The 24,330-nt window shown below is 65.0% G+C and carries 27 protein-coding genes; 8 read left to right on the top strand and 19 right to left on the bottom strand.

The features are described 5' to 3' along the window. The first annotated feature begins 3 nt into the window (after positions 1-3). Positions 4-678, top strand: a complete 675-nt coding sequence (locus tag M52SOB_RS08790) for a Crp/Fnr family transcriptional regulator (RefSeq protein ID WP_131111510.1) — start codon at positions 4-6, stop codon at positions 676-678. 13 nt (positions 679-691) lie between these two features. On the opposite strand, the gene M52SOB_RS08785 is transcribed toward M52SOB_RS08790, so the two are convergent. From M52SOB_RS08785 to M52SOB_RS08770, 4 genes are read right to left on the bottom strand one after another with little or no spacing between them, the layout of a single operon-like run. Continuing rightward, entirely contained in the window at positions 692-1,111 is a 420-nt protein-coding gene (locus tag M52SOB_RS08785; protein ID WP_131111509.1) for an ExbD/TolR family protein, read from the bottom strand. Then, on the bottom strand, positions 1,098-1,766 hold the full coding sequence (locus tag M52SOB_RS08780) for a MotA/TolQ/ExbB proton channel family protein (RefSeq protein WP_131111508.1): 669 nt from the start codon (positions 1,764-1,766) through the stop codon (positions 1,098-1,100). Before M52SOB_RS08780 ends, M52SOB_RS08785 begins: the two co-directional genes overlap by 14 nt. Before the next feature lie 6 nt (positions 1,767-1,772). Further along, positions 1,773-2,471, bottom strand: coding sequence for an energy transducer TonB (locus tag M52SOB_RS08775; RefSeq protein WP_284155051.1), 699 nt, complete (start codon positions 2,469-2,471; stop codon positions 1,773-1,775). Positions 2,472-2,487: 16 nt separating this feature from the next. After that, a complete protein-coding gene (locus tag M52SOB_RS08770) occupies positions 2,488-4,746 on the bottom strand; it encodes a TonB-dependent receptor (protein ID WP_131111507.1) in 2,259 nt (752 codons plus the stop codon). 290 nt (positions 4,747-5,036) lie between these two features. Here M52SOB_RS08770 and M52SOB_RS08765 point away from each other — a divergent pair, with 290 nt between their 5' ends. Beyond that, the gene (locus M52SOB_RS08765; RefSeq protein WP_131111506.1) at positions 5,037-5,669 is read left to right on the top strand and encodes a tetratricopeptide repeat protein; all 633 of its coding nucleotides are present in this window, start codon (positions 5,037-5,039) and stop codon (positions 5,667-5,669) included. Here the strand turns inward: M52SOB_RS08765 and M52SOB_RS08760 are convergent. The 15 genes from M52SOB_RS08760 to M52SOB_RS08690 form a co-directional block, all read right to left on the bottom strand. After that, the gene (locus M52SOB_RS08760) at positions 5,655-6,335 is read right to left on the bottom strand and encodes an urease accessory protein UreH domain-containing protein (protein WP_131111505.1); all 681 of its coding nucleotides are present in this window, start codon (positions 6,333-6,335) and stop codon (positions 5,655-5,657) included. The genes M52SOB_RS08765 and M52SOB_RS08760 overlap by 15 nt on opposite strands. Continuing rightward, positions 6,328-7,392 (bottom strand): 4Fe-4S binding protein, encoded by a 1,065-nt coding sequence (locus tag M52SOB_RS08755; RefSeq protein WP_131111504.1) that lies wholly within the window; start codon positions 7,390-7,392, stop codon positions 6,328-6,330. The genes M52SOB_RS08760 and M52SOB_RS08755 overlap by 8 nt, the downstream gene beginning before the upstream one ends. After that, positions 7,385-8,278 (bottom strand): hypothetical protein, encoded by an 894-nt coding sequence (locus M52SOB_RS08750; protein ID WP_131111503.1) that lies wholly within the window; start codon positions 8,276-8,278, stop codon positions 7,385-7,387. The genes M52SOB_RS08755 and M52SOB_RS08750 overlap by 8 nt, the downstream gene beginning before the upstream one ends. A gap of 86 nt (positions 8,279-8,364) precedes the next feature. Further along, entirely contained in the window at positions 8,365-10,533 is a 2,169-nt protein-coding gene (locus M52SOB_RS08745; RefSeq protein ID WP_131111502.1) for a TonB-dependent receptor, read from the bottom strand. 140 nt (positions 10,534-10,673) lie between these two features. Next, complete coding sequence (locus tag M52SOB_RS08740) at positions 10,674-11,357, bottom strand: sulfite exporter TauE/SafE family protein (RefSeq protein WP_131111501.1); 684 nt, start codon at positions 11,355-11,357, stop codon at positions 10,674-10,676. 12 nt (positions 11,358-11,369) lie between these two features. Then, positions 11,370-13,808 (bottom strand): heavy metal translocating P-type ATPase, encoded by a 2,439-nt coding sequence (locus M52SOB_RS08735; RefSeq protein ID WP_131111500.1) that lies wholly within the window; start codon positions 13,806-13,808, stop codon positions 11,370-11,372. Continuing rightward, positions 13,805-14,347: a hypothetical protein gene (locus M52SOB_RS08730; RefSeq protein WP_131111499.1), complete on the bottom strand. Its 543-nt coding sequence runs from the start codon at positions 14,345-14,347 to the stop codon at positions 13,805-13,807. The genes M52SOB_RS08735 and M52SOB_RS08730 overlap by 4 nt, the downstream gene beginning before the upstream one ends. Positions 14,348-14,352: 5 nt before the next feature. Then, a complete protein-coding gene (locus M52SOB_RS08725; RefSeq protein WP_284155050.1) occupies positions 14,353-14,742 on the bottom strand; it encodes a hypothetical protein in 390 nt (129 codons plus the stop codon). After that, positions 14,739-14,930 carry a metal-binding protein gene (locus M52SOB_RS08720; RefSeq protein ID WP_131111498.1) on the bottom strand — a complete coding sequence of 64 codons (192 nt, stop codon included), beginning with the start codon at positions 14,928-14,930 and terminating at the stop codon, positions 14,739-14,741. The genes M52SOB_RS08725 and M52SOB_RS08720 overlap by 4 nt, the downstream gene beginning before the upstream one ends. Then, on the bottom strand, positions 14,927-15,421 hold the full coding sequence (locus M52SOB_RS08715) for a TlpA family protein disulfide reductase (protein WP_131111497.1): 495 nt from the start codon (positions 15,419-15,421) through the stop codon (positions 14,927-14,929). The genes M52SOB_RS08720 and M52SOB_RS08715 overlap by 4 nt, the downstream gene beginning before the upstream one ends. Beyond that, positions 15,418-16,422 (bottom strand): hypothetical protein, encoded by a 1,005-nt coding sequence (locus tag M52SOB_RS08710; protein WP_131111496.1) that lies wholly within the window; start codon positions 16,420-16,422, stop codon positions 15,418-15,420. The genes M52SOB_RS08715 and M52SOB_RS08710 overlap by 4 nt, the downstream gene beginning before the upstream one ends. A gap of 205 nt (positions 16,423-16,627) precedes the next feature. Further along, on the bottom strand, positions 16,628-17,305 hold the full coding sequence (locus M52SOB_RS08705; protein WP_131111495.1) for an ABC transporter ATP-binding protein: 678 nt from the start codon (positions 17,303-17,305) through the stop codon (positions 16,628-16,630). A gap of 153 nt (positions 17,306-17,458) precedes the next feature. Beyond that, positions 17,459-18,604 carry an ABC transporter permease gene (locus M52SOB_RS08700; RefSeq protein ID WP_131111494.1) on the bottom strand — a complete coding sequence of 382 codons (1,146 nt, stop codon included), beginning with the start codon at positions 18,602-18,604 and terminating at the stop codon, positions 17,459-17,461. After that, positions 18,567-18,896: a hypothetical protein gene (locus M52SOB_RS08695; RefSeq protein WP_131111493.1), complete on the bottom strand. Its 330-nt coding sequence runs from the start codon at positions 18,894-18,896 to the stop codon at positions 18,567-18,569. Before M52SOB_RS08695 ends, M52SOB_RS08700 begins: the two co-directional genes overlap by 38 nt. Before the next feature lie 239 nt (positions 18,897-19,135). Then, the gene (locus M52SOB_RS08690; protein ID WP_131111492.1) at positions 19,136-19,318 is read right to left on the bottom strand and encodes a hypothetical protein; all 183 of its coding nucleotides are present in this window, start codon (positions 19,316-19,318) and stop codon (positions 19,136-19,138) included. Positions 19,319-19,492: 174 nt separating this feature from the next. Here M52SOB_RS08690 and hemA point away from each other — a divergent pair, with 174 nt between their 5' ends. The 6 genes from hemA to trmD are packed head-to-tail and all read left to right on the top strand — an operon-like array spanning position 19,493 to position 24,322. Beyond that, positions 19,493-20,746: a glutamyl-tRNA reductase gene (gene hemA / locus M52SOB_RS08685; RefSeq protein ID WP_131111491.1), complete on the top strand. Its 1,254-nt coding sequence runs from the start codon at positions 19,493-19,495 to the stop codon at positions 20,744-20,746. Between the two features lie 4 nt (positions 20,747-20,750). Further along, the gene (prfA, locus tag M52SOB_RS08680; RefSeq protein WP_131111490.1) at positions 20,751-21,833 is read left to right on the top strand and encodes a peptide chain release factor 1; all 1,083 of its coding nucleotides are present in this window, start codon (positions 20,751-20,753) and stop codon (positions 21,831-21,833) included. Further along, positions 21,830-22,696 (top strand): peptide chain release factor N(5)-glutamine methyltransferase, encoded by an 867-nt coding sequence (gene prmC, locus M52SOB_RS08675; RefSeq protein WP_131111489.1) that lies wholly within the window; start codon positions 21,830-21,832, stop codon positions 22,694-22,696. Before prfA ends, prmC begins: the two co-directional genes overlap by 4 nt. A gap of 43 nt (positions 22,697-22,739) precedes the next feature. Continuing rightward, positions 22,740-22,994 carry a 30S ribosomal protein S16 gene (gene rpsP, locus M52SOB_RS08670; RefSeq protein ID WP_131111488.1) on the top strand — a complete coding sequence of 85 codons (255 nt, stop codon included), beginning with the start codon at positions 22,740-22,742 and terminating at the stop codon, positions 22,992-22,994. A gap of 14 nt (positions 22,995-23,008) precedes the next feature. Beyond that, complete coding sequence (gene rimM / locus M52SOB_RS08665) at positions 23,009-23,524, top strand: ribosome maturation factor RimM (RefSeq protein ID WP_131111487.1); 516 nt, start codon at positions 23,009-23,011, stop codon at positions 23,522-23,524. A gap of 15 nt (positions 23,525-23,539) precedes the next feature. After that, complete coding sequence (gene trmD / locus M52SOB_RS08660; protein ID WP_131111486.1) at positions 23,540-24,322, top strand: tRNA (guanosine(37)-N1)-methyltransferase TrmD; 783 nt, start codon at positions 23,540-23,542, stop codon at positions 24,320-24,322. Positions 24,323-24,330: the final 8 nt, after the last annotated feature.

Genomic DNA, 24,330 nt, shown 5'->3' with positions numbered 1-24,330 from the left:
GCCATGTCTAGCCAGGAATTGCGGGGAATCCCCTTCTTTGCAGAGCTGCCAGCGGCCTTGCTGACCGAGCTGAGCGCTGCGACACGGGAAAGACGTTACGAAAAGGACGAGCTGATCGTCATCAAAGGCGATCGTCCGACCGGCATGTATGCGGTGCTTTCCGGCGTCGTCAAGCTGGCATGCCAGTCGCCGGCCGGCGAGGAACGGGTCATCGACCTGGTAGGCAGCGGCGAGGTGTTCGGCGTGTCGACCGTCCTGCTCGGCAATGCCTACCCTTACCTGGCGGCTGCGCTTTCCCCGACGCGGCTGCTGCACATCGATGCCGAGGCCGTACTCACTTTGTCCGGTCGCTCGGCGCAGTTCGCCAAACGTCTGCTCGTCAAGCTTTCCACGCGGCTCTATGCCCGCATGCGCGATCTCGAAGATTTCCGCTTGCATCCGCCCGTGAAACGGCTGGCCAGTTATCTGCTCAACGCGGGTGCCGCCTCCTGTGGTAATGGCACGGTGATCAGCTTTTGCGCGCCAAAGCACGTCATCGCCTCGCGGCTGGGCATGACGCCCGAAGCACTCTCGCGTTGTCTGCGCGAACTGTCGGACAGCGGGGCGATTTCGGTTGGCACCGATCACGTGCGGGTGCTCGATGCCGGGCAACTACGCGTCATGAGCGAAAGACGCTGAGCGTCGATTTTCCTCAGCGCCCCTCCGGCTCGGAAACGAAGCCGATCCGGGTCAGTCCTGCCTTCGCCGCCGCGGCCATCACCTTGGCGACTTTCTCGTAGGCGACCAGACGATCGGCGCGGATATGCAGTTCCGGCTGCGGCTGTTTCGCGGCTTCGATGGCGAAGCGCTGCGGCAACTGGTCGAGCGTCACCGTTTCGCCGTTCCAGAACAGACTGCCGTCTTCGCGAATGCCGAACTCGATGTGCTCGGGCTTTGTGACATTGACGGCAGACGAAGCCTTCGGCAGATCGATCTTCACTGCATGGGTGAGGATCGGCGCGGTGACGATGAAGATCACCAACAGCACCAGCATCACATCGACGAGCGGCACGACGTTCATCGCCGCCATCGGCTCGTCGTGATGGCGGCGGGAGATATCAGCCTTGGCCATGTTCCACCGCCAGGCGCAGATAAAGCCGGTGGGCGAAGGATTCGAGGCGATTGAGCCACATGCGGTTGCGGCGCTGGAAGGCGTTGTAGGCCAGCACCGCCGGGATCGCCACGGCCAGCCCCAGCGCCGTCATGATCAACGCTTCGCCCACGGGGCCGGCCACCTTGTCGAGCGTGCCCTGGCCCGACATGCCGATCTGCACCAGTGCGTGATAAATGCCCCAGACGGTGCCAAAGAGACCAATATAGGGCGCGGCCGAACCGGCGGTGGCGAGAATCGTCAGGCCATGCTCGGCGCGCATCATCTCGGCATCGATCGCATTGTTGAGGCTGCGCGTGAGCACCTCGGCAAAGCCCCCGGCCGCGGAAAGCTCCCGGCCGGCGGCATTGGCCGCCACGCTGCGGGCTTCCTGGACCAGAGCGGCGAGCGCATGGTTTTTGTCGAGCGGCAGGGTATCGAGGGATGAGGCGCGCTCGAATTCGGCTTCGAAGGCGGCTGCGCGGCGCTTGTCCAGCCAGTTGGCGAGCAGCCGGGTGACGATCAGATACCAACTGGCGATCGAGAGCAGGAGGAGCAGCACGAGCACCGTCTTCCCCACGGTGTCGCACTGGCCGAGGAAATGGGCAAAACCGAAGCCCTCGAGGTTATGTTCCATCGCTTTTCAGTTTCCTTGCAGAACGAATTTGAAGGGTTGCAGGGCGGTGGCGCGCACCGGCTGGCCATTGCGGCGAGCCGGAGTGCAGCGCCAGGTTTTCACGGCCGCGAGCGCGGCCTCATCGAGCCGGCGAGCGCCGCTGCTCGTCTTGACCTCGGCAAAGACCACGGCGCCGGTTTCATCGAGCTCGACGCGCAACACCACCGTGCCTTCCTCGCCGAGACGGCGGGCGATGGCCGGATAGGTGGGCGGCGTGCGCTCGGGACAGGCCACGGCAAGCTCGCTGCCCAAGGCGACCGGTCCGGCCGGCAATGCGGGCGCCGGCGCGGGCGGGGGAGGCGGCGCGAGGGGCGCCTCGATGCGCGGCGGCTCGGGGGGCGGGGGCGGCGCGACATAATCTGTGGGGGCGACGCTGATTGTTTCGGCCACCAGCCGTGGGGCAGGCGCCGGGGCGGGCTTGGCTCTGGCCGGTTTGGGCGGGGGCGGAGGCGAGGGCGGCTTCTCGATCGCCGGCGGCGCGATGAAATTCACAAACAGCGTCATCGCCTCCTCTCGGCCGGGAATCAGGCGATGCTGCCAAAGCGCCCAGAGGATCGCGGCATGCAGGAGCAGGACGAAAGACAGGCTGAACACGCGTTGCATGGCCAGGCGATGTCGGGAGAAGACGAACGCCGGCGCGAGGCCGGCGTCGCACGGCTGGGACATCGAAATATTACGCCGTTCAGAACTTGTAGTTGAAGCCGGCGTAGAGCGAACGTCCCGGACCCGGCACGGCGGTGCCCCATTGCGGATAGTTGGGCAAGGCCGGGTTGGTCATCGTCGTGCCCTGGCCGACATAGGTGCCGCCGGTCGGCAGGTAGTAGAGCTTGTCGAACAGGTTCTCGATGCCGAAATCGACGCGTGCCTGTTTCCAGCCATAGCTCGCGCGCAGATTGATTAGGCTGTAGCCCGGTGTCTTGATTTCATTGCGCACGTCCGAGACCTTGTCCTTGCCCTTGACCATCACGAGCTCGACGGCATTGTCCCAGCCGCCCAGCTTGTGCGTCAGCGTGAGCTTGGCATTCAAGGGCATGATGTTGTAGAGCTCGTCCCCCGTCGTGCGGTTCTTGCCGTTCGTGTAGTTGAGCAGGCCCTTGAGTCCGAACTCGCCGACGCCGGTCTTGGCGAGCGGCAGCTTGCCGGAGAGATCGAGGCCATAGAGCCGTGCATCCTGGTTCATGTACTTGAGCACGGTGAAGGCATTGACGACGGGTGTCGTGCGCGGGATGTTGTTGGTCGCGTCCCACTGCACGGCATCGATGTAGTCATCGACGCGCGTGTAATAGGGCGTGGCCTTGAACTCCCAGGCGCGGTCGGTGGCATGCCAGTCGAAGGTGGCGGAAAGCGTGTTGGCCTTTTCCTTCTTGAGGTCGAGATTGCCGACATAGCCGTTGCCGTCGCCGACGAAGTTGTTCATCAAGGCCGCCATCTGCCAGGTCGACCACGGATAGAGCTCATAGAGGCTCGGCGCGCGTTCCTTGTGGGCGAAGCCGAATTCGAGGTCCTGCATCGGGTTCAGCGCGTATTTCGCCAGCAGGGTCATGTCCCAGTTGTTGAACGTGCGCTTGTGGTCGCGGGCGTTGAAGAGGTTCGCATCACGCCCCTGATTACCGCCGCCGGCAGGGTTATAGCCAACCGCTGATCCCGCATTGGTCGTCACATGCTCATAGCGCAGGCCGGCCAGTGTCAGCCATTGCGGGGAAAGCTTTGCTTCCCATTCGGCAAAGAGCGCATCGCGGTTACGCTCGCCATCGCGGATGTTCCAGAAGGTGCCGGGCCACATGCCGGCACCGGAAGGCGGCCACCAGTCGTCGAGCTGGTAGCGATGCAGTTCGGCGCCGAGGCGCAGCAGATCTTTCGCCGACAGCGCGATCTCGGCCTTCACCTGAGCGCCGTCGGTCTTGCTCTCGGTGTACATCGGCATGCCGGCGGCGCATGAGGAGCTGATCGGCGAACACGGAGTGCCATTCAGCGCCGTGCTGCCGCCAGATGCCGATCCATACCAATACCGTTTGTCGGCGCCGAAATCCATGTAGTGATCGACGTGCTCGTGATAGAGGCGCGCCTCGAGCCTGCCCCAGTCGAAGCTGCCCAGATAGCGCAGGTTGAGCTTGGTGCTCTCGTTGTCGAGCATGTCCATGCGCTGGTTCGGATAGAGCTGGTAGGGCATGTCCTGATAGCCGACTTTCGCCTCGACGAGATGATTGCCACCCTTGAAGGCCAGCCCCAGCGTGTGGTTGCGCGTCTCATAGGCGGTGGAGCCGACTTCGTCGCGCGGGAGCGTATGGCCGAGGCGGCCGGTGAAATCGTAGTTCTTGAAATCTCCGCCGGCCTTGTAGTTGTCGGACTGCGCCGTGGCGCCGCTGTAGCTGACATGGAACGATTCGCTGGCGTAGCTTGCCGAGAGGTTGCCGCCGTAGGCATCGCCATTGCTGCGATAGAAGGCGCCGACCTCGCCCTTGAACACGCTGCCCTGGCCCGGCGCGGCGAACGCCGGCGGCAGGCTTTCGACCTGGATCGCGCCGCCGATCGCATCGCCGCCGGCGGAGACCGGCGCGATGCCGGCCCAGACCTTGATCGCGCCGACCTGGGTCGGATCGATGTAGGAGAGCGGCGTGTTCATGTGGTTCGGGCAGGCGGCGTAGAGGTCCATGCCATCGACGGTGAGCCTGAGCCGCTCGTCGGCCAGGCCATGCACGATCGGCAGCGAGGAGACGCCGCCGGCGCCCTGCAGACTGACACCGGGAATGTCGCGCAACAGTTGCGCCGTGTCGCTGGTGGCGGGGCGCAGGGTTTGCAAAGTGTCCGCGCCGACCTTGCTGGCAGCGGTTTCTTCCTTGGCGCCGGTGACGACCACCGTCGACAGCGTCGTGTCGGCAGCGCGAACGGCGAACGGCAGGGCCGCAATCGCGGCGGCGAGCGTGAGGCGTTTCAATGACATCGTGATCTCCATGGAAGGCGCGAAAGAACCGTGACGATTTTAGGAAGCCGTCCGTGATGTCCTCTGCGACATATCGTCGCAGTCACGCACTTTTCTGCAGTCTGGCTTGATCTCGATCAAGCCGACAGCCGGGGGTGCCGTCCCGCCAGCGCCGACTTATCGAGGCGAGTCGGCGCCCGGCGGGTTTGCGCTTACTGGGGTGCGGCAGGTTGCCGCGCGACGATTTGTCCAATTTCCCGCGCCCGCCCTGTCGCTTACCATCACCGCTCCCGTATTTGCGGAGCATTGCGATGTCGAAATCGAACCCCATTTCGTTCGCGGGCGTGCTGCTGGCCTTGGCCGCCTATACCACCCAGGCTGCCGAACCGTCTGTCGAAGCCGAACTGCTACGCGCGGCAAAACTCCACTTCGGCGGCGAAACGGCAGCGGCGGTGCAGATCTGGAAGAAATGGGCCGAGCGGGGCGATGTCGATGCCGCCTACAATCTGGCGGTGATCCACCAGCATGCCGATGGCGTGCCCTATGACCCCGTCCAGGCGCTCGCCTGGTATCGCATCGCCGCGGAGCGCGGCGACAAAGCCGCACAATATGCGCTCGGCCAGATGTACCTGAAAGGCGAGGGTGTGCCGGCCGATGAAGCGAAGGCGCACGAATGGTTTACCGCCAACCGCCGCCATCACCTGCACCATCAGCACACCCCGCAATTCCAGCAGTGGCGCAAACAGGCGCAAGCCCTGATCGAAGAGCGCGATCGGCGCGAAGCGCTTGCCCGCTCACGCCAAAACGACGCGCAGATCCTCGCCGATCTGCAACGGCGGGCAGGCATCGGCGCCGCACAGTCCGCTGCCCAGTCCGGTGATGCCGTCAAAATGCAGCTCGCGGCACAGGCCCATGCGCCGGCGGGTACGTCAGACCAGCCATAACCGGCGCACGCCCAACAGGATCAGGACGCCGGCTGCAGCAAGGCCGAGCCAGCGCGTCAGCCAAGCGCGCGATGTAGCGAGCTCGCGGCCGAGCCGACCGGCGAGCGGCACCAGCACGAGGAGCGGCGTCATCGCCGCGCCTAGCCCGAAGGCCAGCCCAAAGGCCGCGCCTTGCGCGGGGCTGGCTGCTTGTGCAGAGAGCGCCAGCAAGGAGGCCAGCGGCGTGCAGGGCGTGAGCGTCAGCGCCGCGCCGAGCAACAGCGGCGGCAGACCATCACTCCTGCGGCGCGGATGAAAGCGGATCGGCTGCACGCTCGGCGCTGACGATACGGCACGTCGCCGACCTGCCGGACGCCACAGCAGCCATAGCCCCGCCAGGATGCTGGCCGTGCCGATGGCGGCGTTGCCCCACACGCCGCCGAGCGCCTGCGCCAGGCCCTTGCCTGCGGCGGCCGCGAGCATCGCCAGCAAGGTGTAGCTCATCACCCGTCCGGCGAGGAATACGCCGGTATGGAGAAAGGCCTCGCGCTGGTTCGAGGCGCGCCCGAGCGCCCAGGTGCCGATGAAGGGCAGACAGGTCACGGTGCAGGCCGTGAGCCCCATCGAGACGCCGAGCAGCCAGACGGTGGCCAGCGTCACCTGGCCTTGGGCAAGGTCCTCAAGCATCGGCGCTCGCGGTTTTCGTCGCGTTCCTGACGAACTTGACCGGTTTCACCGTGCCATCGGGCAACTCGCGCTGCACCCGTTTCTTGTAGTAGTCGCGGTTGGAGGAAAACAGCGCGAACGGCCCCCACTTGAGCCGGATCACGCCGTCCTGCGGGCAATACTCCGCGCAGCGTCCGCACAGCGTGCAATCTTCGTTGTACGCCTTGCGACCCTGCTGCTGGCTGATCTCCGGGATGTCCATCGGGCAGGCGTCGGTGCAGATGTGGCAGCTGCCGCATTTCTCGCGCGAAGGTTTGACGAGGCGCATCGGCGAGAGGCGCTGGAACAGCGCGTTGAAGGCGAGCAGCGGGCAGATGCGGCAGAACGGCTGACGCAGGGCCAGCGCGCCGACGAGGGTGAAGCCGATGAGCAGATTGGCGATGGCACCGAGCGTGAAGCTCACCGCGTCGTTGCCGCGCAACGCCAGTTCCTGGGTGTTGCCGGTCAGCAAGGTCGTCGCCACACGCGAGGGACAGATGTCACAGTAGGGATTGCCGAGACTGTGCGGTGTCACGCCGAGGCCGGTCAGGAGCGGCAGCAGAAAGACCAGCCCCAAAAGGATCAACCATTTCACCGGCCGCACGCGCTTGACCGGAGCGAGATCGTTGGGCGCGAGACGGCGCAGACCGAAACCGAGGCGACGGCCGAGCTTGCCGATCCATTCCTGCAGCGTGCCCAAGGGACAAACCCAGCCGCAGAAGGCCTTGCCGATCACGAAGAAAAAGGCATAGAAGGAGACGAAGGTCATCAACAGCGGCAGCACCATCCCGAAAGTGAGCTGCTGGGCGCGCACCAGAGCTTCGCCGATGCGGTGGTGGATAATGTGTTGGGTCGGTACCAGCACGCAATAGCCGCCGTTCATCTGGTCGTAAGCGCAGGAGAGCGCTGGCAGGGCGTTGGAGATCTTGTCGGCCATGTAGGTGCCGACTAAGACGCTGCCATAGACGGTGACGAACAGCATCACCATCTGCACGCCGAAGCGGATGCGACCCAGGGTGGGGAAAAGCTTTTCAAGCATGGTGCGTTTCTCCGTGATTGGCAGGGCGGCGACGCAGCAGCGGGGTGGCGGCCAGCATGCCGATCAGGCCGAAGGCCGCCCCCCAGCCGAGGCTGCGGTTACGGTCGGAAGCTTCGCCGTAGCTCAGGTTGAAGGCGGTCAGATAGCGGCGGCCATCGGCTTCCTTGACGGTCGACAGCACGAAAGGCGCGCGGCGCAGGCCGTGATCTTCATGCGCGCCATCCCGTTTTCCCGCCGGCCTGAAATCGCGCGGGAACTGCACCGTGGCAACGCCTGCTGTGTTGGTGAATACCGTCGAGCGGGTGCCAAAGGCGGTCTCGAGCAGAAGCGGCTGGTTCGCCAGCGGCTGACCGTTGAAGCGCACGAGGAAGCGCCATTGCTCGCTTTCGCGATAGCTCGCATGTTCGCGGGGCAGCGGGTCGGGGACGATCTCCAACTCGTGTTTGGTTTCCTGCAACAGTACTTTCGGCGAAGCGCCGGGATTGCCGAAATACCAGGCCGTCGAAGCGACGCGCACCTCGTTCGGCGTTTCCTCGCGCGCGATTACCCAGTGGTAGTTGCCGATCTTTGGCGTGACCGCTTCGATCTTCGCCCCCTCGGGGCCGAGCGGGTAGTCGACCTTGCGCCGCTCGGGTGGCCCTTCCGGCGCATACACCGTGACACTCGTCGCGGCGATCCCCTGAGGGCGCAACACGGCGGTGTTGCGCTCGCCACGCGCCATGCGGCCGGGCAGCAGCAGCGGCTGCTGCGTCCAGGGTTGGGCCGTGGCGCGCAGGGTGGGCGCGGGGGCGGTATTGCCAGCCGCTGTCGATTCGGCCGCGTGGTCGTGTTGCCCCAGGACGGGCATGGCCAGAAAGGAGAAAAGCAAAGCAATGGGTAGGTTCATGATCGCCTCAGAGCTTGTGAAAAAAATTCGTCGCGAGCACCGCCCGACCCCAAGATGGCAAGCGCAGCAGAATTTTTCACAAGCTCTCATCGGAAGTCGTAGCGATAGGTGAGCATCACCGTCCGCGGCGCTGCGGCCATGTAGGTCACTTTGCCAGTGGTGTCTTTTTTCACTTCCATCGCGTAATGCTTGTCGAACAGGTTGTCGACATTGAGCGTCACGCTATGGCCTTGCCGCTCATAGCCCACCGAGAGATTGGTCACCCATTCCCAACCCGGGTATTTCTCGGTGTTGGCGTTGTCGAGCCAGTATTCGCCCCAAGTATTGGAAGAGAGTCGTGCCTTCCAGCCGCTCGGCGATTTCCAGCCGACGAACAGGCCGTATTGCTCGCGCGGGATGAACGGCAAGGTCTTGCCGGAACGATCCATGTTGACGGTCGTACTGCCAACGCGTACCGGCTCGCTGAAAGAGAGATATTGGTAGTCGGTCAGTCCCAGATAGCCGCCGAGCTCCCAGCCTTCGGCGACGGTGAGGCTGCCCGAGAACTCGAAGCCCTTGCGCCGCGTCTTGCCGGCGTTGACGTATTGGTTCACGCCGCCGTTGCTGACCGTCACGATCTCCCTGCTGACGTCATTGACATAGACGCTGGTATCGAACTGCCAGCTCCTGCCGCGACCTTTGAGACCGATCTCCTTGTTGCGTGACAAGGGTGCGTCGAGTGACGGATTGCTGGAGAACTCGCTTTGCGAGGGCACCTGTCCGGCCTGCGCCAGCATGCCGAAGAGATGCAGGCCGTCGACAAGCTCATAACTCACCGCGAGCTTCGGCGCCGGCAGATCGTAAGTCTTTTCCGTATGGGTCCGGCCGGCGCCGGCAACGTATCGTCCCGTTGCCCAGTCGTATTGCCAGAATTGCTGGTTGTCGTCGGTGAACTTGACTTTGTCGTAACGCAAGCCGACATCGACGATCCAGCGCTTGCCCGGCCGCCACGATTCCTGCAGATAGATGCCGGTGAGCAGGGCGGTCGCATCGTCGATTTCCGCCAGCCGCCCTTTGGCATCCGAACAGGTGGCGAGGATGCGGCCGGTGGCCGTGGCCGAATCGCGGCACTGGCCGCCGCTCGTCGTCGTGATCACTCGGGCGTACTGATATTTGCGGGAATCGGGCGTGCGTTCCTGGCGCACGGTGAGGCCACCGACCAGCGTGCCCTGGCTGTGCCGCCAATGCGCCTCGAGATCGGCGCCGAGGTTGCTGACCCATTGTTCGGTCTCATTGATGATGCCGGTCACCGGGTGATAGTGATACCAGGTGTTGTAGTAGAGCCGCGGTTTGAAGACGAAGTCGCCGACTTCCTTTTCCAGCTTGGTGTTGAAGAACCAGACCTTCGAGTAACGCCCCGAATGCTTCCAGGCTTCCGAAGTCGTGGTCTGCTTGCCGGTGGCAAGAAAATTCTGGAACAGCGTGGCGTCCATCGCGCCGGGCAGCTGGGCATTGGCCTCGGCATAGGAAAGCTCACTCTCCCAGGTGGCGTCATTGGCGAGGAGCATGCCGTGCTTCAATGACAGCTGGGTGGTGTCGAACTGGTTCCAGGCACGCCAGCTGTTGTCCATCGCCCGGTAGGTGCCGGTGAAGGCGAGCGCCTGATCACCGAAATTCTTGCCATAACGCAGGTGGAAATTTTTCGTGTCGTCGTTGCCGAAGCCGATCTTCAGGTTGTTCGCGCGCTCGTCGAACACCGAGCGCGAAAAGATCTGGATCGCCCCACCGGCAGCGCCCGCGGCGAACAGGTTGCCCGGTCCTTTGGCGACCTCGACGCGCTCGATGTCCTGGGTATCGACGAAGTCCAGCCGCGTGAAGCTGTCCGGGTCGGATAACGGGACCCCGTCGCGCAACACCTGGATCTCGCGGATGCCGTAGGGCGCCTTGAGACCGGCCCCCCGGATGATCAATCGCGCATCGAAACCGCCGTTCTTGCTATCGACGAAGACGCCGGGCATTTCCTGCAGCGCCTCCTTCATGTTGAACATTTTCTTTTCCTGCAGCGTCTCCTTGCCGACGACGCTGATCGCATGCGGCACTTCACCGGTGGGACGAGCCTCGCGCGTCGCGGTCACCGAGATTTCATCGAGCTTCTGCTCGCCATCCCCCGCCCATGCGGGCACGGCGGCGAGCGAAAGCACCGTGACGATGCCGAGGTGGCCGCGGCGGATACACGTGCTTTTGGACTGGCTTGCTTGCTGTTTCTTGCGGGTCATGTGTCGCCTCCCTTTGCGATCTTTTCGAAAGGGCGCAAGCCTATGGCTTAAGGCAGAGAGCGGGAAGTGACAAAGTGTCGCAGTGGCCGGACTTTTTGCCGGTCTGTTTGATTTCGATCAAGCCATGCTCGTGCGCTGGCTCACGCCACGAGCCGCCACATGACGAGGAAATAGCGCAGCCCTTGCCAGAAGGTCGAGACGCCCAGCGCGATCACGGTGAGCGCCGCGCCTTTGAGGAGCCAGCCGCGCAAGCGGGGGCCCAGTTTGCCGAAGAGCAGTGAGGCCGAGAACATCGCCGGCAGCGTGCCCAGCCCGAAGGCGAACATCACCAGCATGCCCTCCGGCGGGCTTGGCGCGGTGGTGGCCTGCACGGCCATCGCCAGCGTCATCGAACAGGGCATCAGCCCATTCAATGCGCCGCCGATTGCGCTGCCGATGATGGGCCCTTTCTGCGTTGCGCCGACGAACTGTTTTCGCACCCAGGCGAGCGGCGCGAAGCCATAGGCGTTGCGGATCGGTGAGAGGCCCAAAAGATCAAAGCCGAGCACGATGACGATGGCGCCGGCGATGATTTGCAGCACGCCCTGCGCCAAACCGATGCGGCCGGTGGAGACGAGCACGCTACCCAGCAACGCGGCCAGCCAGCCGACTGCGGCATAGACCGTGATGCGTGCGACGTGGTAGCTCGCGACGGCGCGCAAGGGTGCCGTCTTGCCAGCGCCGACTTTGATGAAGAAGGCCGAAACCAGCCCGCCACACATGCCGAGGCAGTGGCCGCTGCCCAGTAGGCCCACCGTGAAGGCGGCGCCGTAGGAGATGTCCATCGCGAACGCCGGTTATTGCCGCTGCAGACGCAGCGAGTTGGTGACCACCGAGACCGAGCTCATCGCCATCGCGGCGGCGGCGATCATCGGGTTCAGGCGCCCGGCCGCCGCGACGGGGATGGCGACGACGTTGTAACCGAGCGCCCAGAAGAGATTCTGGCGCACGATCGCCATCGTGCGGCGCGAGAGCTCGATGGCGGCGGCGACCCGCGCGATGTCGCCGCCCAGGATCGTCACGTCGGCGGCCTCCACCGCGATGTCGGCGCCGCCGCCGACGGCGAAACCCACTGCCGCGGCGGCAAGGGAGGGGGCGTCGTTGATGCCATCGCCGATCATGCCGACTTTTCTGCCTTCCGCCTTCAGCCGCTCGATCAGCGCGAGCTTGTCGGCTGGCGTGGCGCGTGCGACGACGTCGGTGATGCCGACTTCCTGCGCGACGTGTCGCGCAGCGGCCTCGACATCGCCGGTCGCCATGATCGTTTTTAGGCCGAGCCGGTGCAGCAGGGCGATGGCCTCCTTCGCTCCTGCGCGCGGCGCGTCGGCGATCGCGAACAGCGCCACACAGCGCTCGTCGAGCGCGACGAACACCGGCGTCTTGCCCTGGGCGGCGAAGCCTTCGGCTTGCGCGGCAAAGCCCGTGCAGTCGATGCCGGCGGAGGCAAGATACGCGGCGTTGCCGATGCGAACGATGCCGAATTCGCTGTTCGCCTGGACGCCCAGCCCCGGGGTGGCGGCGAAGTCGAAAGTCGGCGCTGGCGGGACGGCACGCGCGTTGCAGTAGGTGACGATGGCGCGGGCGAGGAAGTGTTCGGAATGCCGCTCGACGCCGGCGACGAGTGCGAGCAGCTGCATTTCATCCAGGCCGGCGGCCGACAGGAAATCGGTCACGACGGGCTGGCCGGCGGTGATCGTGCCGGTCTTGTCGAACACCAGCGTGTCGAGCGTCGCGGCGGTCTCCAGCGCTTCGCCGTTGCGGATATAGACGCCGCGGCGCGCCGCCTCACCCATGCCGACCATGATCGCGGTCGGGGTGGCGAGTCCCAGCGCGCAGGGGCAGGCGATCAGGAGCACCGCGACGGCATGCGAGAGCGCCCTGGCGAGCGGATGGCCGGCGGCGAGCCAGCCGATCAGCGTGGCTGCAGCGACGACGCCGACGGCAGGCACGAAGCGCGCCGAGATGCGATCGGCGAGCTTTTGCACCGGCAGCTTCGAGCCTTGCGCATGATCGACGAGCTTGACGATGCCGGCGAGCACCGTGTCGGCGCCGGTCGCCGTGACGCGCAGCGTGAAGCTGCCGTTGCCATTCACGGTGCCGCCGATGACATGATCGCCGGCGCGCTTCGTCACCGGCAGCGATTCGCCGGTGACGAGCGATTCGTCGACGCTGCCCGTGCCTGCGAGGACGATGCCATCGAGCGGCACCTTGTCGCCGGGCCGCACGCGCAGCACGTCGCCGACGTTCACTTCATCGATGCTCACCGTCACGTCGCCGCCGTCGGTGACGCGAATCGCCGTGTCGGGTTGCAGTTCGATGAGCTTTCTGATCGCTTCGGAGGCCTTGCCCTTGGCGCGCTCCTCCATGTAACGGCCGCCGAGCACGAAGCTGACGATCGCCGCGGCCGATTCGAAATAGACATGGTGCTCCATGCGGAAGACACCCGGCAGGCTGTAGAGATAGGCCGCTCCCGCGCCCAGCGCGATCAGCGTGTCCATGTTCGCCTCGCGCTGTTGGGCGAGCGCCCAGGCTTTCTTGAAGATGTCGCCACCGGGCCCGACGAGCACATAGGTCGATAACAGCAATTCCATCACGCGCAGCCAAGCCGAGCGGTGCATCAGCATGCCGGAAATCATCACCGGCGTGGTGGCGAGCGCGGCGTAAACGAGCTTGCGTTTGGCCGTGGCGAGGCGCGCTTTCTCGCGCTCGATGACGAGCCGCCGTTGCGCCAGCGTATCCATCGGCCGCGCGGCATAGCCGAGCTTCTTGACGGCGGCGAAGAGTTCGTCTTTCGTGATGCGGCCTTTCACCGTCACGGTCTCGGCCGCGTAGTTGACGGCGGCGGAGTCGATGCGCGGGTCGCGCTTCAGGGAAAGTTCGATCAGCGCCGCGCAGGAGGCGCAGGTCATGCCCTCCACGGCGGCGAGACATTCCTGAACGGGTTGGTTCGGATCGACGGCCAAACGCTCTGTTTTCGGCACGGCACGCGAGCGCGCCTGCGCCAGATTGCCGATCACCGCATCGACGAGCGCGACGAGGCGGGGTTCGGGTAACTGCGCCGCGTCGTATTGAATCGTCACCGAGCCGATTTGCGCCACCGCGCGCACCTCGCGAATCGCGGCGTGTTTCCTGAGCAGGATCTCGACCAGGTAGCAGCGTTCTTCGTTCTTGACGAGGGCCGGCGCGATGAGCCGCAGGCGCCAGGGCAGGCGATGGACGATGCGAAAGTGCTTCACGTCTTGCGGTAGCGCACCAGGAGGAAGACGAGATAGAACACCGTCAGCCAGGCATTGGCATATTTGACCGGGTCCTTGATCCAGTATTTCGTGATCAGGTCCCAATGCACCTTGATCAGATAAAAGGCGACGATGTCGTTGGTGAAGTTGGTGAGCGCCTTCTCGGTCGTCGCATTCTCGACGAGCGGACGGAAACGCGCTGGTGCGGCGGCGATCAAACGTTCACGCAGGTCGCCCAAGCGTTCGGCAAGCCCCGGCGCCGGTTCCGCAGCTGCCCCCTCAGCCGGCGCCGCCTCGGGCAGATCGGCGACGAGCATCTTGATGCGGCGGGCGAGGTCGGCATGGCTGAGACGGTGTGGATCGAAGCGGATCGCCAGCTTGCCCTCGACCGTCAGCCAGGTGACGCGCGCGATGCCGGGCAGCGTGGCAAGCCCGGCCTCGAGCGCAGCACCGACGGCGGCGCTGCGGCAGGAGGCCGGTAGCCGCAGCCGCAGATAGCCGGTGTCGCGGTGCAGGACTTCGATACTGCGGGCATCCATCGGGCTTACTCTTGGCTCGTGGCCGGCGCCGGGGTGGCGTCTGAAGCGGGCGCGGCGGGCGTGCCTTGCGGAGATTTCGTTTCGGCGATCAGGTCGTCGAGGTTTTCCTTCTGGTGGGCGATGAAGTCCTTGCCCATGCCGGTGAGCTTGGTCGCGGTCTCGATGATCTCCTTCTGATAGCGGAACAAGAGATAGCCCGCGGCGACGCCGGTGGCGAGGATCACCAGCGGGTTGCGCAGCAGGCCGCCGAGGAGTCCCTTGCCCGCCGCGTAACCGCCGGCCGCCAGCATCGCGCCGGTCGACATCGGGTGGGCCATCACTTGGCCGACGTTGCCCATCATGCTGCCCATCATCTGCGGCGCCTGACGCGCTGCTTCCATCATCGGGGTGTTCATGGTGATTTCCTTTCATCAATGGATCGGGATGAATCATTCTGCGCCGGGTTCGGTGCTTCGGCAATGTCGTGGATCATCATCCAGATGCCGCGGCAGCCCTCACAGCAGAAATGCAGCGTCTTTTCCGGCGTGACGAGTTCGAAGGGCTTGGTGCCGCAGTCGAGCGCACACAGATCGCAGGCGATCATCGCAGCAAGGCCTCGATATGGCGCACGAATAGCGCCTCGTCGGCTTCGCCGACGATCTTGCCGCGCACGACGCCTTTCGCATCGACGAAGAAGGTTGTCGGCAGGCCCACCACGCCATAGGACTTGGCGATCTTCGCCTGCTCATCCATCAGCGACGGATAGCCGACATCGAGCTTGGCCATGAAGTCGACGACGGTCTTGCGGCTTTGGCCGACATTGATCGCGATCACCGCGAGACGCTGGTCGCGATAGCGGGCGGCGATGGTATCGAGCAGCTTCATCTCCGGCGCGCAATAGCGGCACCAGTCGGCCCAGAAGCGGATCACCACCGGCTGGCCGGTCCAGGCGGCGGGAAAGTGCGCCGCCATGCCATCCATGCGCACGGCCTGGAAGGTTGGCGCCAGATCGCCGACGTTGACGTTCTTCGGCGGCTCGCCGCCACCGCAGGCGGCGAGCAGCAAAACCAACAAAAGAGAGGTCAGGGTCTTCATCCGAGCAGCACCAGGTTGGAGCGCCAGATCATGAAACTGGCGACGAGCAGGAATAGCGCGTAGCCGAAGGCCGCGACGGTCGCCAGCCGCGCGGTCAAGTTGGGGATCACCTGGGCGAGGCTCGGCCGGCGCGAGAAGAAGCGCAAGCTCCCGGCGCCCATGCCGGCGGCCGTGGCGGCGAACAGCGGGATGTAGAGCCAGTAGCCCTGGTAGTCGTATTCTGGCTTGAGCAGGCAGAACGGGCAATGATGGTGCGGATGCTCATAGACATAGAGCGAAACGAAGGCGAGGATGCCGCTGATGCTGGCGAGGAAGGCGCCCAGCGCCGCCAGTCCCGTCAGAAAGCCGCTCAAATCGTCGCGCCGCTGCCGGTGCCACAACGAAACCGCGATGGCGATGATCAGCGAACCATAAAACAGCAGCATCGCCGGCTTAGGAGCCAGCGCGCTCACTTCGCTGGCGATGTTGCTCGAGCCCTCCGAGAACATGCTGCCGCAGCACGAGGTGATCACGTCGGCCTTGAGACCAGCGAAGTAACGCCATTGCAGCCACAGGCTCAAGGCAAAGAGCGGCAGAGCGGCGAGCAGGAAGGCGTACTTGAGTTTCACCAGCGGGTAATCGCGCGCATGGCTGTCGGCATGGTTGATCGTGAGCCACAGGCTGGCGAGGAAGAACAACGAAAGCTGGGCATAGAGCGCAGGAAAGCCGTAATCATTGACGTTGAGCGCCCCCACCGCGCACATCGCGCCGACGAACATCACGGAGAGCTTGTCGGCATTGAAGACGAACAGCAGCGCGGCGGCGATCTGCATCACGCAGACGAAGGCGACCAGCGTCGAAAACAGATAGGTGAGCCGTTCGAGCTTGAGTTGCCTTTCGCTGCCGCTCGAAATGTCCCAATGGCGGATCACCTGCACCGCGAACGGTGATGCGGCAAGCAGCATCAGCAGGCTCAGGCTTGCGGCGAGCAGCAGGGCGATGATGGCGGGCTGGAAGATCATGGGGTAGAAACTCGGCGCTGGCGAAACGGCTTCAGGGCTTGTGAAAAATTCTGCTGCGCGGCCTGCTGGCTGCGTTGCGCGGTGCTCGCTCCCTCGCCTAACTCCATGTTATGTCTCGGTCGCTGCGCTCCGTGCGCCTTGCCATCAGCCCGCTCGCGACGAATTTTTTCACAAGCTCTGACCACTTGACTTTCAACACGGTTACTCAGTGCGCGTCGACGATGCGGCCGTCGCGCAGGGTGACGACCCGATCGACCACGCTCGATTCCACCACCAGCGGGTCATGGCTGGTGAGGATGATCGTGCGGCCCTGGCCGGCCAGTTTTTCGAGGATGCCGAGGAATTCTTTCGACAGCTTCGTGTCGAGGTTCGCGGTCGGCTCGTCGGCGATCAGGATCTCCGGGTCGTTGATCAAGGCGCGGCAGATCGCGACGCGCTGCTGCTCACCCCCGGAGAGCCATTCCACTCTCGCATCGCGGCGGTGACCGAGCGCGACGTCGGCCAATAGCGACTCGGCCTTTTCCAGCAATTCCTTGCGCGGCTGGCCGAGCGGGTAGGCGGGCAGGATGACGTTTTCGATCGCCGACAAGCCGCGGATCAGGTTGAACTGCTGGAAGATGAAGCCGAAGGTCTTGCGGCGGATCTCGGTCAGGAAGCGCTCGGGCAGGCCGGAAATGTCTTCGCCCTTGAGTTTCACCCGCCCTTCGGTGGGACGCGCGAGGCAACCGAGGATGGTGAGCAGCGTCGTCTTGCCGGAACCCGACGGCCCTTTGAGCGCGGTGACCTTTTTTGCCGGAATCGTCAGGTCGATGCCGGAAAGCGCCCAATATTCGTTGTGCTGGCCTTGGTTGAAGGCCTTGCGGATGCCGGTAAGTTCGATCATGAAATCAAGTATCCGAGCGTAGCGAGCACAAAGTCTTCCCTCCTGCGAAGGAGGGGCTGGGGGAGGTCGGGCTCATGCTCTCATCACTGTAATCCGAGCGTAGCGAGCACAAAGTCTCCCCTCCTGCGAAGGAGGGGCTGGGGGAGGTCGGGTTCATGTCCTCATCACCGTATCTGGATCGGTGGTGGCCGCGCGCCAGATCGGCACCAGCACCGCCGCGGTATAGGGCACGACGGTGAAGAAGAACAGCGTGGCGATCTGCAAACCGTCGATGTGCGGCGGCAAGCGGAACTGCGGATAGAGCACCGCCCAGCCCTTCAGCACCGGCGCGAACAGGCTGGCGCCGAAGTAAAAGACGTGCGCGTAGGCGGCGATGTAGCCGGCGAGGAAGGCGGTGAGCGAAATGAGCAGTCCCTCCCAGAACTTCATCTTGATCACATCGCCGGTCTCCCAGCCGATCGCCTTGAGGATGCCGATCTCGCGGCGTTCTTCGGCGGAGAGCCCCGCGGCCTTTTCCCAGGCGAAGATGCCGAAGGCGAGGATCGCTGCGGCAAGCAGCGCGAGCATCAGCCCTTCGCGCCAGTCGAAGATCGAGGCATAGGTGCGCAGCACCTCGTCGCGCAGGATCGGCCGGCTGTCGGGCAGGGTCGTCAGGAGCTTGATCGCGACGTTCCTGACCTCCTGCGGATTGGCGACCGACAACACGATGTCGTTGTAATGGCCGGCGGGGATCTTGAAGAAGGCGCGGAAATCCTCCTCGTTCATCAGCACCAGATCGGCGCTCACCAGCTCGGAAGTCTCGGGCAGCACATCGCCGACGATGAAGGTGTGCAACTCACCGGTATAGGCACGGAACGAGATGCCGTTGCCGGCCGCCAGCCCCCGCGAGCGCTCCAGCGCCGGGCCGACGACGATCTCGCCGCGCTCGATCTTCATGCCGCTTCCTGCCGGGGGCACCATGAAGGTGTAGTTGGCCTTCACCACGCTGTCGTAGTAGTAGCCCCACAGCCGGCCTTCCATCTTCTGCACGCCGCGGATGCGGCCGATCTTTTCCAGATAGCCGGGCGGGATCAGATCATGGCGGCCGGCGATCAGCCGTTGCAGCACGATCTCCGGGCTGCCGGCGAGCACCTTCTGCGCCTCGGTGCGCAGCGCATGGGTGTAGAGCGCCACCGAGGCGAGCACGAAGACGAGCAGCGTGTAGATGAACAGCAGCCCAAGATTCTTCGCCTTGCGCCTGGATAGCGAAGCGAGCGTGAAGTCAATCAGATGGCGTTGTTTTTCGATCCAGGGATTCATAGGCGGCGAGGATACCGGCCGGCGGCGGGATCAGCGAGCCGCTGGGGAAGTGTTCGAAGGCGACCGGATGATCCTGGAAGGCCGACTGCAGATCGGCCTGGGTCGGATGGCGCGTATAGCGCGCCTCGGTAAACAGTACCGGGTCGGTCAGGCCCAAGCGCTCGACCAGCGCGGCGGTCGCGACGCGGGTTTTCTCGTCTGCGGTGCGCAGGCGTGCGGCATCGGCGAAAGTGAGTACGAATGCGCCGAGCAGGGCGGTGATGACAGATAGGGCGATATGGGCAGGACGCATCGGCGACAGAGAAGGAAACGGGCGGCGGAAAGCCAGGCGAACGCTGGGCGCCGCACCGCCGCCGATTATCGCAGAACAGCGAGAACGGGCGTCAGAGAGCTTGTGAAAAAAATTCGTCGCGAGCGGGCTGATGGCAAGGCGCCCGGAGCGCAGCGACCGAGACATAACATGGAGTTAGGCGAGGGAGCGAGCACCGCGCAACGCAGCCAGCAGGCCGCGCAGCAGAATTTTTCACAAGCTCAGAGATGATTGGCCGCGCGCATCAGCGCCCCGCGCAGGGCGATCGTCAGGCTCGATCCCAGACCGATCCGCTGCGCGACCGCCGGCAAGAGGATCAGCGAGGCAAGGGCGAAGCCGGCGCCCAGCAGCAACGAGGCCATTTCGGGTTGGTCGGCGGATTTCTGCTGAGGTGCGTTGCTCATGGCGAGATTCCTCGAAAAAGCTTTACGAGAAATCTACGCCCTTGCCGTCGGCAGGGGAATGCGACCGATTGTCGCACCCTTGGGGATCGTTGCGAAGGGGGATTCCGCCCGCCGGTTGCCGGAAAAGGGCTTTTCGTCTTTAATGACGGGTTGGCACACACGCAGACAGGCACCGTGCAGGTATACGCCCTCGGCATCAACCATCATACCGCCCCGCTCGACATCCGCGAGCAGGTGGCGTTTGCGCCGACACGCCTGACGCAGGCGCTGCACGATCTGTTGCGCGGCCGCCCGGTGCGCGAGGCGGCGATTTTGTCCACCTGCAACCGTACCGAGCTGTATTGCGCGACGGACGCGCCGGAAGCCGCGATCGACTGGCTGGCCGAATACCACGCGCTGCCGCCGCGGCGCATCGAGCCCTATCTGTACCGTCATCCGCAGCGCGAGGCGGTGCGTCACATGTTCCGGGTGGCTTCGGGGCTGGATTCGATGGTGCTCGGCGAGCCGCAGATCCTCGGCCAGATGAAACAGGCGGCGCGGGTGGCCGAACAGGCGGGCACCCTCGGCACTCTGCTCAACAAGCTGTTCCAGCGCACTTTCGCGGTGGCCAAGGAGGTGCGTTCGACGACGGCGATCGGCGCCAACATCGTTTCGATGGCCGCTGCCGCGGTGCATCTGTCCGAGCGCATCTTCGAGCGCCTCAGTGAACAGCGCGTACTGTTCGTCGGCGCCGGCGAGATGATCGAGCTATGCGCGGCCCACTTCGCCGGCGCGCGCCCCAAGCGTCTGACGATCGCCAACCGCACGCCGGAGCGCGCCCGGGCGATCGCCGAGCGCTTCGAAGGCGACGTGATGCGCCTCGACGAATTGAGCGAACGGCTTCCCGAATACGACATCGTCGTCTCCTGCACCGCGAGCACGCTGCCGATCATCGGTCTGGGCATGGTCGAACGCGCGGTCAAGGCGCGGCGTCACCGACCGATGGTGATGGTCGATCTGGCCGTGCCGCGCGACATCGAGGCCGAGGTTGCCCGGCTCGACGACGTCTTCCTTTATACCCTCGACGATCTCGCCGAGATCGTCGAATCCGGTCAGGAATCGCGTCAGGCCGCGATCGTCGAGGCCGAGCAAATCATCACCCGGCGCGTCGACGATTTCCTGCACTGGCTGGAAGCGCGCGAGACGGTGCCATTGATCCGCGCGCTGCGCGATACCGGTGAACGCATGCGGCGTCACGAGCTCGAACATGCCCTGAAACGCCTGCAGCGCGGCGATGACCCGGCCCAGGTGCTCGAGGCGATGTCCAAGGGGCTGACCAACAAGCTGCTCCATCCGCCGACCGAGGCGCTCAATCTCGCCGAGGGTGCGGAGCGCGGCGAGGTCGCGCAGCTGATCTCGCGCATCTGGCGTCTGCACCCCGAGCAGTAGCGCCATGAAAGCCAACCTACGCCAGCGCCTCGAGCGGCTGGCCGAACGTCTTGCGGAACTCGATGGGCTCCTCGGCCAGGAAGAGGCGACGCGTGACATGGAAGCCTACCGGCGCCTGCAATGCGAACGGGCCGAAATCGCCGAGATCGTGGAGCTGTTCGCCGCATGGCGGCGTGCCGAGGCCGATCTGGAGACGGCGCGGGCGATGCAAAACGATCCGGAACTGCGCGAGTTCGCCCAGACCGAGGCGGAAGCCGCCGCAGCGGAACGCGCACGGTTGGAAGACGAGCTGCAACGCGCGCTGCTGCCGCGCGACCCGGATGACGACAAGAATGTCTTCCTGGAAATCCGCGCCGGCACCGGCGGCGAGGAGTCGGCGCTGTTCGCCGCCGACTTGTTCCGCATGTATGCCCGCTATGCCGAGCGGCAGGGTTGGCGCGTCGAGGTGGTGTCGAAAAACGAATCCGACCTCGGCGGCTATCGCGAGATCATCGCGCGCGTCGTCGGTAGCGGCGTGTATGCCAGGCTCAAGTACGAATCGGGCGGCCATCGCGTGCAGCGCGTGCCGGCGACCGAAGCGCAGGGGCGCATCCACACTTCGGCATGCACCGTCGCCGTGCTGCCGGAGGCGGATGCCGTCGGCGAGGTCGAGATCAATCCGACCGAGCTGCGCATCGATACCTTCCGTGCTTCCGGCGCTGGCGGGCAGCACATCAACAAGACCGACTCGGCGGTGCGCATCACCCATCTGCCGACGGGGCTGGTCGTCGAATGCCAGGACGATCGCTCGCAGCACCGCAACAAGGCGCAGGCGCTGGCCGTGCTCGCCGCGCGTCTCAAGGACATGCGGCAGCGCGAGCAACAGCAGCGGATCGCCAGCACCCGCAAGTCGCTGGTGGGCAGCGGCGATCGCTCCGAGCGCATCCGCACCTACAACTTCCCGCAGGGGCGGGTGACGGATCATCGCATCAACCTGACGCTCTACAAGATCGACGCGATCATGGATGGCGAGCTCGACGAGCTGATCGGCGCGCTGACGGCGGCGCATCAGGCCGAGCAGCTCGCGGCGCTGGCCGGCGGCACATGACGACGATCGCCGCCGCGCTCGCCGCGGCGCGTAATGTCCTGCCCGCTGCTGATGCGCGGCTGCTGCTCGCTCACGTGCTCGGCCGCAATACGGCCTGGCTCGAAGCCCATCGCGAAGAAGTGCTCGACCCGGCGACGGCCGCGCGATTCGCGGCGCTGGTGCAACGGCGCGGGGCCGGCGAGCCGGTCGCTTACCTCGTCGGCCGGCGCGAGTTCTATGGCCGCGACTTCGCCGTCACGCCCGAGGTGCTGATCCCGCGGCCGGAGACCGAATTGCTGGTCGAGCTCGCCTTGGAAAAGCTGGGTGACAAAGTCGGCTCTGGTGGGACGGCACGCCTCCTCGATCTGGGCACCGGCAGCGGCTGTCTGGCGATCACGCTGGCGCTGGAACTACCAGGGATGCAAGTGACGGCGGTCGATGTCTCGCCGGCGGCGCTGACCATTGCGCGCAGGAACGCTGCGCGGCTCGGCGCGGAAGTCGCATTTTTCGAAAGCGACTGGTTCGCCGCGCTGCCGCCGCAAAGCTTCGAGCTGATCGTCGCCAATCCGCCCTATGTCGCGGCCGACGACCCGCATCTGGCGCAGGGCGACCTGCGTTTCGAACCCGCAGCGGCGCTGACGGATCATGCCGACGGCCTGACGGCGATCCGCCGCATCGTCGCTGAGGCACCGCGCTGGCTTGCCGAGGGTGGCTGGCTGTTTTTCGAGCATGGCTGGGATCAGGGCGATGCCGCGCGGGAGCTGTTATCTGCGGCCGGTTTCGAAGCCATCGAGCAGCGGCGCGATCTCGCCGGCATCGTGCGCGCGAGCGGCGGCCGCAAGCCGGCAGCGGCTCCCCTTGTGCCGGGAATGAATAACCAATAAAATCACGCTCTTTTCCATAGCCGGATTTTTTCGAGGAACCTCCATGGTCGTGATTCGTCTTGCCCGCAGCGGCGCCAAGAAGCGCCCGTTCTACAACATGGTCGTCACCGATTCGCGCAACCGCCGCGACGGCCGTTTCGTCGAGCGTATCGGTTACTACAACCCCAAGGCCGCCGAAAACGAGAAGGCGCTGTCGATCGATACCGAACGCCTGGCCTACTGGCAGGGCAAAGGCGCCCAGCTCTCGCCCACCGCCGCACGTCTCGTCAAGCAATCCGCCGCCGCGCAGGCTGCGTAATCACCGCGGAAAAAATGATCGTTCTGGGGCGGATCACTGCCCCATACGGGGTGAAAGGCTGGCTGCGGCTGCACCCCTTCGGTGATGACCCCGGGCGCTGGCGCGAAATGCCGCGCTGGTGGCTGGGCAAGGATGAGACGGCGTTTTCCGGTTGGCGCGCCTTCGCCGTGCAGGACATGCGCATTCATGGCAAGGGCTGGCTGGTCAAACTGGCAGGTATCGACGACCGCACCGCGGCCGAGCAGCTGGTTGGACAATTCTTCGGCGCGCCCCGCGAGGCGCTGCCGGCGACGGAGGAAGACGAGTTTTACTGGGCCGATCTGGTCGGCCTGCAGGTGGTGAATGAGCGGCAGGAAACGCTCGGACGCGTGAAGACGTTGATCGAGTCCGGCGCCCATGCCGTGCTGGTGGTGACGGAAGGCGAAGGCGAAACGGCGCGTGAGCGTCTGTTGCCCTTCGTCGGTCAGGTGGTGAAGACCGTGGATGTGCCGGCCGGCATGATCCATGTTGCCTGGGAACGGGACTGGTAAGCGGGGGGTGTGCGAGTGCTGCGCTTCGATGTCGTGACGCTGTTCCCGGAGATGTTCGCGGCGGTGACGGAGTCCGGCATCACGCGGCGGGCGTTGGAGCGCGGCTTGTGGCAGATCATGTGCTGGAATCCGCGTCAGTGGGCCGGCAATGCCTATGGCTCGGTCGATGACCGACCCTTCGGCGGCGGTCCCGGCATGGTGATGCGCGCCGAGCCGCTGGAGAAGGCGATCGGCGCCGCCAAGGCCGCGCGTGGCGGTGAGGGCAGGGTGATCTATCTCTCGCCGCAGGGGCAGCCGCTGACGCATGACCGGGTGAAGCGCCTGGCGGCGAGCGACGGCGCGATCCTGCTCTGCGGCCGCTATGAAGGGATCGACGAGCGCGTCATCGCGCGCTGCGTCGATGAGGAAGTGTCGCTGGGTGACTTCGTGTTGTCCGGCGGCGAGATCGCCGCGCTGGCGCTGATCGATGCGACGGTGCGGCAGCTGCCGGGCGCCTTGAACGACGAGGCTTCGGCGGTAGAGGATTCTTTCGTGGACGGGTTGTTGGATTGCCCGCACTACACACGGCCGGAGGTGTATGAAGGCATGCCGGTGCCGGAGGTGTTGCTCTCCGGTCACCACGAGAACATCCGCCGCTGGCGACTGAAGCAGTCGCTGGCGCGGACCCGGGAGCGCCGCCCGGAGTTGTTTGCCAAATGGCTGGCGCAAAAAGCTGCTCGCGGTTTGAGCGAGGAAGAAGCGCAACTGCTGCGGGAGATCGAAGCCGAATCGAACGCAGCAGCTCTGCGGTCGTCATAAATCATATT

Origin of the sequence: Sulfuricystis thermophila, assembly GCF_004323595.1 — a bacterium.
GTDB classification, from domain to species: domain Bacteria; phylum Pseudomonadota; class Gammaproteobacteria; order Burkholderiales; family Rhodocyclaceae; genus Sulfuricystis; species Sulfuricystis thermophila.
The sequence above is the reverse complement of the archived record's forward strand: the minus strand, read 5'-3'. Positions and strand labels throughout refer to the sequence as shown.

Bases quoted from the DNA above. Each gene is read 5' to 3' on its own strand.
- M52SOB_RS08790 (WP_131111510.1), top strand. From the start codon at position 4: ATGTCTAGCCAGGAATTGCGGGGAATCCCCTTCTTTGCAGAGCTGCCA.
- M52SOB_RS08785 (WP_131111509.1), bottom strand. From the start codon at position 1,111: ATGGCCAAGGCTGATATCTCCCGCCGCCATCACGACGAGCCGATGGCG.
- M52SOB_RS08780 (WP_131111508.1), bottom strand. From the start codon at position 1,766: ATGGAACATAACCTCGAGGGCTTCGGTTTTGCCCATTTCCTCGGCCAG.
- M52SOB_RS08775 (WP_284155051.1), bottom strand. From the start codon at position 2,471: ATGTCCCAGCCGTGCGACGCCGGCCTCGCGCCGGCGTTCGTCTTCTCC.
- M52SOB_RS08770 (WP_131111507.1), bottom strand. From the start codon at position 4,746: ATGTCATTGAAACGCCTCACGCTCGCCGCCGCGATTGCGGCCCTGCCG.
- M52SOB_RS08765 (WP_131111506.1), top strand. From the start codon at position 5,037: ATGTCGAAATCGAACCCCATTTCGTTCGCGGGCGTGCTGCTGGCCTTG.
- M52SOB_RS08760 (WP_131111505.1), bottom strand. From the start codon at position 6,335: ATGCTTGAGGACCTTGCCCAAGGCCAGGTGACGCTGGCCACCGTCTGG.
- M52SOB_RS08755 (WP_131111504.1), bottom strand. From the start codon at position 7,392: ATGCTTGAAAAGCTTTTCCCCACCCTGGGTCGCATCCGCTTCGGCGTG.
- M52SOB_RS08750 (WP_131111503.1), bottom strand. From the start codon at position 8,278: ATGAACCTACCCATTGCTTTGCTTTTCTCCTTTCTGGCCATGCCCGTC.
- M52SOB_RS08745 (WP_131111502.1), bottom strand. From the start codon at position 10,533: ATGACCCGCAAGAAACAGCAAGCAAGCCAGTCCAAAAGCACGTGTATC.
- M52SOB_RS08740 (WP_131111501.1), bottom strand. From the start codon at position 11,357: ATGGACATCTCCTACGGCGCCGCCTTCACGGTGGGCCTACTGGGCAGC.
- M52SOB_RS08730 (WP_131111499.1), bottom strand. From the start codon at position 14,347: ATGGATGCCCGCAGTATCGAAGTCCTGCACCGCGACACCGGCTATCTG.
- M52SOB_RS08725 (WP_284155050.1), bottom strand. From the start codon at position 14,742: ATGAACACCCCGATGATGGAAGCAGCGCGTCAGGCGCCGCAGATGATG.
- M52SOB_RS08720 (WP_131111498.1), bottom strand. From the start codon at position 14,930: ATGATCGCCTGCGATCTGTGTGCGCTCGACTGCGGCACCAAGCCCTTC.
- M52SOB_RS08715 (WP_131111497.1), bottom strand. From the start codon at position 15,421: ATGAAGACCCTGACCTCTCTTTTGTTGGTTTTGCTGCTCGCCGCCTGC.
- M52SOB_RS08710 (WP_131111496.1), bottom strand. From the start codon at position 16,422: ATGATCTTCCAGCCCGCCATCATCGCCCTGCTGCTCGCCGCAAGCCTG.
- M52SOB_RS08705 (WP_131111495.1), bottom strand. From the start codon at position 17,305: ATGATCGAACTTACCGGCATCCGCAAGGCCTTCAACCAAGGCCAGCAC.
- M52SOB_RS08700 (WP_131111494.1), bottom strand. From the start codon at position 18,604: ATGAATCCCTGGATCGAAAAACAACGCCATCTGATTGACTTCACGCTC.
- M52SOB_RS08695 (WP_131111493.1), bottom strand. From the start codon at position 18,896: ATGCGTCCTGCCCATATCGCCCTATCTGTCATCACCGCCCTGCTCGGC.
- M52SOB_RS08690 (WP_131111492.1), bottom strand. From the start codon at position 19,318: ATGAGCAACGCACCTCAGCAGAAATCCGCCGACCAACCCGAAATGGCC.
- prfA (WP_131111490.1), top strand. From the start codon at position 20,751: ATGAAAGCCAACCTACGCCAGCGCCTCGAGCGGCTGGCCGAACGTCTT.
- prmC (WP_131111489.1), top strand. From the start codon at position 21,830: ATGACGACGATCGCCGCCGCGCTCGCCGCGGCGCGTAATGTCCTGCCC.
- rpsP (WP_131111488.1), top strand. From the start codon at position 22,740: ATGGTCGTGATTCGTCTTGCCCGCAGCGGCGCCAAGAAGCGCCCGTTC.
- rimM (WP_131111487.1), top strand. From the start codon at position 23,009: ATGATCGTTCTGGGGCGGATCACTGCCCCATACGGGGTGAAAGGCTGG.